This window comes from Serratia sp. 506_PEND (assembly GCF_001076875.1).
Classification (GTDB): domain Bacteria; phylum Pseudomonadota; class Gammaproteobacteria; order Enterobacterales; family Enterobacteriaceae; genus Serratia; species Serratia marcescens.
In genome coordinates this window covers 1-6,269 of sequence record NZ_JVEL01000181.1, presented here as the reverse complement: position 1 = coordinate 6,269, position 6,269 = coordinate 1, and the positions used below count along the sequence as shown (strand labels likewise).

Sequence of the window (6,269 nt, the reverse complement as noted above, 5' to 3'; positions counted from 1 at the left end):
GCCGCCCCTGATAACTATCAGCGTTTTTTCTTTTTGTTGAAATCCAGCTCGAAGGCGAACACGGCGCTCTGAATTTTGCGCTCCATCGCCAACCCCAGCTTGAGGAAACGGCATGACAGGCGCGAGAAGTGCACCACCTGATCGTTATCGTCGGTTTCCTGATCGTCGTTGACCACCACCAGCTCCATGTTGACCTTGAAGCTGCCGTAGCTGCCCAGATCCAACTCCGCTTTCTTGAACTGCAGGCCCGGCTGGAAGAAATCCGGCAGCGGGCCGTCGAAGCGCAAACCGACGCCGCCGGCGGACAGATCGTGGATCCGCAGCTCGTACGGCGTGCCGTCCGGGTATTCGCCGGTACAGAAGAATTGGCGCCAGTGCGGCGTGGTGATGCGGAACTGACGGCGGCGCTGGATGTAAACCAACTCCTGCGGCAGTCGGGTCGAGCAGGCCTGGACGCCCTGATGTTCGGTCAATTCCGCCTGGCCGACGGAAAACTCGATTTTGGCGTCGTGGCTTTCAATGACGATGGTGCAGGCGCCGTCGATGGCGTTTTCCGCTTCCTCACCGCTAAACACGATATTGTCCGGCCCGACGCTCAATAACAGACTTTGAAACCGGTGCTGCTGATTTTCTACGCGCAGCGGCGTGCGTTGTTTGCAAATTTCACGCAGAATCGCCAGAACTTCAAAACGCTCCCGTTTGATAAACAGTCCGTTATCGCTGTGCTCCACACGTCTCTCCTGACTTTTTTTCTAATGACGTATTACGTATTCCTTACGGTTATCATCTCTGGGAATATTCCTAAAGTCAAATTTGCCAACGCTGCCAGGCCTGCGGCAGCAGGCGTGCGAAACGTTTCGCCCACGCCTGCTGCCCGCGTTCATCGGCGATCAGATCCTGGCGGATTTCGATGCCGACATAAGGCAAACCGCGCCGTTCCGCATGCACCGGCAACGTGTAGTCGGTGGCGTCGGTCATTGCATAGGGCTCGTTGATCCCCACCTGCAAATCCCCCTCTTCGCGCAGCAGTTCGGCCAGCAGCAGCGCAAATTCCGGGTAGCGATTAAACAGCAGACCCACCTGCCAGGGGCGCGATTCCCCTTTGAACACCGGCGTGAAGCTGTGCATGGCGATCACCGCCGTCGGCAGTTCGCGCAGCTGACGTTGCCCCAAATGATCGTCGATGGCGTGGTGATACGGCAAAAACACCTCACGCTCGCGCGCCAGCGCGTGCTCGGCGTCGATGCCGATATTGCCGGGTATCGGCGTCAGTTCGGACAAATGCGGGATCGAGCTGGCGATGCCGGGCGCCCGGTTGCAGTCGATCACCAGCCGTGAGTAACGCTGGTGGATCAGGGTGGCGTCCAGTTGGCGGCTCAGATGGCGCGACACGCTCAGCGCGCCGATATCCCAGCCGATGTGGCGTTCAATCTCCCCCGGCGGCAAACCGAGATCGCCAAGAGATTGCGGTATCGCCTTGCCGGCGTGATCGCACAGCAGCAAAAAGGGCGCTTTGCCGCGCGGGATTTCAACGGCAGCTGCGGGCGGCTCATCGGCGGACAATAGCGGCGGGATAAACGAATGAGGCATGACAGGCTCCGGCGGTGGAAAGCAAAACGTTTATCGTAGCGCTATCCCGTCGCCGGCCCCAAGGTCGTGCTTAGATCAAAAAGGCATGAGTCAGACTATAGTCATGCCGTCTCGGCCGGCTGCGGCTGGTGCACCGCGATATAACGCTGATAGCGCGACGGCTTGAGCCGCGTGGTATCCACCAGCACCAGTCCGTCGATACAGTTGTTGAACGCCGGATCGGTGCCGAAGTCGATGAACTGCACCCCACCCGGTTCGCACAGCTCGGTGTATTGCTTGTACAGCGTCGGGATCGAGCAGCCGATGTTGCTGAGCAGGCTCTTCAGCCGCACCAGATCTTCCTGATAGTTGTCCCCGGCAAACTGCGCCAGCACCTGCGGCAGCGACGCCGGATAAGGCCGCCGCGACTGCGCGAAGGCGTGATCCGGCGAGAAATAGAGCCGATAGAAGGCGATCAGCAAATCGCGCGCCGCCAGCGGCATGCCGCCGGAGATCGACACCGGGCCGAACAGATAGCGGTACTGCGGGTATTTCGACAGATAGGCGCCGATGCCCAGCCACAAATAGTCCAGCCCGCGCTTGCCCCAATAGGCCGGCTGAATAAAGCTGCGCCCCAGCTCAATGCCCTGCGCCAGGATCGGTTCCATATCGCGGTCATAATGGAACAGGCTGTTGCTGTAGATGCTTTCCAGCCCTTTGCGCGCGATTTGTTCGGCGGTAGGGATAAAGCGATAGGCGCCGACGATCTCCAGCTCCTCCTCATCCCACAGCACCAAGTGGTAGTAATCGTCGTCGTAGCTGTCCAGATCGCGGCGGCGGCCGGATCCTTCCCCCACCGCGCGGAAGGCGATCTCGCGCAGGCGCCCCAGCTCGCGCAGGATTGGCGTACGCGCTTCGTCATGGCGACGGTAGAGATAGATGGTTTTACCGTCCGGCGTTACCCCCAACCGTTCGCAGTTCGCCAGCGCCTTTTTCAGCTCAAGACGATCCTCCGGCAGCGCGATCGGCGACTCGCTGGCGAACAGCCCCGGCTTGCCCTGGCCCAGGCGATAGACGTGGCGGCGAAAACGCTCCGCCAGATCCTTGGCGCTGGTGTGGCCGTCGTGCCAGTTGGCGAACGGCACGCGGCCGCCCACGCGGATCTTGATGCGCCCGCCCCGCTGCTGGAACATTTCGCGCACCAGCAGCAACGTCGACAGCGGCCGGTAGACCAGTGAGGTAAAGTAGAACAGGTTGCTGTTGCGCGCGCTGATGTGGATTGGCACGATCGGCGCGCGCGCTTTGGCGGCCAGGCGCAGAAAACCGGTATGCCAGTGGCCGTCGCGGATGCCTTTCGGGCTCATGCGCGACACTTCGCCGGCCGGGAACAGGATTAGCGCGCCCTGATTGTCCAGTTGTTGCTGCATGCCTTCAATCTGTTTGCGGCTGGTTTTATAAGCGACGTTATCCACCGGCACGAACAGGCTGCGCAGCGGTTCAATGTAGGTCAGCAGTTGGCTGGCCACCACTTTCACGTCCGGGCGCACCGCCGCGACGGCGCGCAGCAGCACCAGGCCGTCGAGCGAACCGATCGGGTGATTGGCCACGAGCACCACCGGCCCCTGGCTCGGGATGTTTTCCAGATCGCCGTCCACCAGCTCGCAGCTGAGATTAAAGTAGTCCACCACCTGCTCGATCAGATCGAGCCCTTTCAGGTGGGGATAATCGGCGGCGAACTGCTTGAATTCTTTTTCGAAGAGAAGGGTTCTTAGCAGGCTGCGCTGCCAGGCAGGGGTATTGCGGTGTGGAAATGCATCTTGCAACAGAGAATCCAGGCTGAACATCGCGTTATCTCCTGACGTAGTCGCTGCAAACTTAAGCCAGAGCCGTGACTCTGACGTGTCAGTTACATGACAATAAAGTGAATCCATCGACTATCAGGTATAGCAAAGTAATGGCGAATTGGGAGCGAAAGACGCATTTTCGCCCCCACTTGCCTTCACATCGGCGCCAGCAACGCTTCAATGCGGCGGTTTACCGCGTCGCGCAGGCGCAGCAGCGGCCCGGCCTGGTGCGGATAACGCTTGAAGGTGATGCGCATGCCCAGCTCGCGTTCGATCAGCGCCTCAACCGTCGGCCGGTCGGTCAGACTCTCCAGCAGTTGCAGCGCGCGCATGTCTTGCAGCCCCTGATGCAGCACCCGCAGGCGCAGCGACTCCACCGGCTGCAGATCATCGCCCGGATAGACCACGAACGGATCGCCGGAGGGAAACGCATGGCCGCTGTCGGTCACGGCATAAGGATTGATACGTTCGAGCGAATGGGCGCTGTTATAGAAGTTGAATCCCCAATGCAGAAAGCCGGCGATGCGGTACAGATAGAGCTGCACGCCCAATATGCGGTTGCGCGCCGAAGGCTGGGCGAAGAACCGGTTGGCGACCTCGGTCTTCTGCACGCAGCAGTAATAGGCCCACAGGCCAGGCACCCGGTGTTCGATAAAGGGCTCAATATGATCGGTGGCGGCGACCGGGATTTCCACCAGGCCTCGCTGATAGAAAGCGAAATCCGACAGCGCATCGAAAGTGCGAAAGCCATCCAGTAGCGGCAGCAGCGCGGCGCTGGCGCGCCGGTAGGCCGCTAGGTTGTCCAGCGTCGGCTCATCGGAAACATGGAACCACACCTGCCGTTCCAGCCCCCGTTCGCGGAACCAGGCGGTCAACGCCGGCAGCAGCGCCTGCAGAAAACGCTGGTACGCTTCGCCCTGCGCATCGGTGTGCCAGCCGAACAGCGGTCGCGCCTCGCCCTGCTCCTCCACCACGATCTTCGGCGCATGCGCCGCGCCCCATTGGGTAAACAACGGCGCGATTTCGAAATGCTCGATGCCCTCTTCCTGCGCCAACGCCACCCACTGCGCCAAGCGGCTGAAATCGAAGCGATACCCCTGCGCGGAACGCGACACCCTCACCAACTGCACCGTGGTGCGTTCACCGCCGACGGCGGTATCCAGCGGCGGCGTAAACAGCGGCGTCAGCAGCATATTGACCCCGCTATGCACCGCGCAGCGCACAAAGTTGCGCACCGCGCGCCAGTAATCCGGGCTGAACACCGCCAGACGGTAGTAATCCGCCAGGCAGTCGGTGTGCAGCCACTCGGTGTGCAACAGCGTTTGCGGCGGCAACGCCGCCGGCACCAGATGCAGCGTCAGCGTGGCCTCGGCCAGCGCCTCGCCGCTCTGGGCATCCCGCAGCCGCAGGGTCAACGGAAAGTCGCCGGCCAGTTGCGCGTCGGCCGGCGGCGTCAGGGTCAACCACAGGCTGCCATAATAGCGGCAGGCGGCAAAAAAACGCCGTTGCGGCAGCGGTATCAGCGGATCGGGAAATAAGCCCGGCTCAGTCGTCAGGTAATTCTCATCGGTCTCGCGATAACAGGGAAAACCGCTCGGCACCGATTGCACCTGGCGCACGCTGATATACTCCGCCAGCGGCCCGTCGAGTTGATAACACAGCTCATGGCGAGTCTCGTTGCCCGGGGTTTGCAAACAGTACACCGCCTGCCAGGACAGCACCTCGTTATTTAACCCGCTCAACCGATTTTCCACGGCAATGGGCGGCATATTTTGGCGATGAAATACTTTCTCCAGGCAATGCGTAAATACCAGAGACAGGCGCATGATATTCCGCCCTCTTTATTATGGATGAATAAGTGTTGTGAGATTCAGGCTAGCGTCTTTTATCGACACAAACAATAGCCGGCAATAAAAAACGTTTGCGCGCCCTCCCTGGACAGCCTCAGCAAGATTTTTTTGTTTATTTGCATCACAAAAATGAAAGAAGCTGAAGCTTGCACAATAAAAATATTTTTAATCCCCATTATGGTGCAAGGGTTATCAGTTATTCCTATGCCTGCGAAGGCCGCTAAATGCCGCGCCACCGGGGAAAAAACCCGTCAAAAGGTTAACGAATTGTGAATAAACACACCTTTCACTTGGCCGTCAAAGCCTTTCGATTTTAACAACAACGAAACATTGACGCCCCATTTTTGGGCGTTTGGGGGTGTATTGACACATTGAAAGTTAAGGGATAGAAAGAATTCACGTTGCAAAAAACGCTATTCGTCGCTCACCGAGGGGAAAGCAATGTCACCGATAAAAAATACCGGCCGCTTGCTGGCGCATTCTATTCTTGCCAGCGCATTATTATTACCCACGCTGCTCCATGCCGCAGATAAAATAACTTTGCGCTATGCCGTTTGGGACAGAAATCAATTACCCGCCGAACAGGAGATTGCCAAGCGCTTTGAACAGGCCAATCCGGATATAAAAATAGAAATAGAATTAACCCCCTCGGCGCAATATTTCGTTAAATTAGATTCCGCAGCCGCCGGCGGCGTGGCGCCGGATATATTCTGGATCAATATGCCTTATTTTGTGCAGTACGCCAAAAACGGCATTATGGAGCCGCTGGCACCCTATATTAAAGACAGCGGCCTTAAGCTGGACGACGTGGTCGCCAGCTCGGTGAAAGCCTACCAGTACGACGGCCAGCAGATGGCCATCCCGCGCGACGTCGATTCCATCGCCGTGTGGTACAACAAAAAGCTGTTCGATCAGGCCGGCGTCAGCTACCCCACCAACGACTGGAGCTGGGACGATCTGAAGAGCAAGGCCGCCGCGCTGAAAAACGGGCTGAAAGGCGCCGCCT

General features: G+C 58.9%; 5 protein-coding genes. 1 reads left to right on the top strand and 4 read right to left on the bottom strand.

Annotated elements, in window-relative coordinates; translation table 11 throughout:
- Positions 1 to 17: 17 nt before the first annotated feature.
- The 4 genes from ADK28_RS04440 to ADK28_RS04425 all read right to left on the bottom strand — a co-directional run bounded on the left by ADK28_RS04440 (position 18) and on the right by ADK28_RS04425 (position 5,239).
- Positions 18 to 731, bottom strand: coding sequence for a flagellar brake protein (locus tag ADK28_RS04440; RefSeq protein ID WP_004938226.1), 714 nt, complete (start codon positions 729 to 731; stop codon positions 18 to 20).
- 76 nt (positions 732 to 807) lie between these two features.
- Complete coding sequence (locus ADK28_RS04435) at positions 808 to 1,590, bottom strand: N-formylglutamate amidohydrolase (RefSeq protein WP_016927605.1); 783 nt, start codon at positions 1,588 to 1,590, stop codon at positions 808 to 810.
- Between the two features lie 101 nt (positions 1,591 to 1,691).
- Positions 1,692 to 3,413, bottom strand: a complete 1,722-nt coding sequence (olsF, locus tag ADK28_RS04430) for an ornithine lipid synthase OlsF (RefSeq protein WP_048794990.1) — start codon at positions 3,411 to 3,413, stop codon at positions 1,692 to 1,694.
- Between the two features lie 155 nt (positions 3,414 to 3,568).
- The gene (locus ADK28_RS04425) at positions 3,569 to 5,239 is read right to left on the bottom strand and encodes a DUF4091 domain-containing protein (RefSeq protein WP_048794989.1); all 1,671 of its coding nucleotides are present in this window, start codon (positions 5,237 to 5,239) and stop codon (positions 3,569 to 3,571) included.
- A 465-nt stretch (positions 5,240 to 5,704) separates the two neighbouring features.
- Here ADK28_RS04425 and ADK28_RS04420 point away from each other — a divergent pair.
- A partial coding sequence (locus tag ADK28_RS04420; protein ID WP_048794991.1) for an extracellular solute-binding protein occupies positions 5,705 to 6,269 on the top strand: 565 nt, incomplete at its 3' end.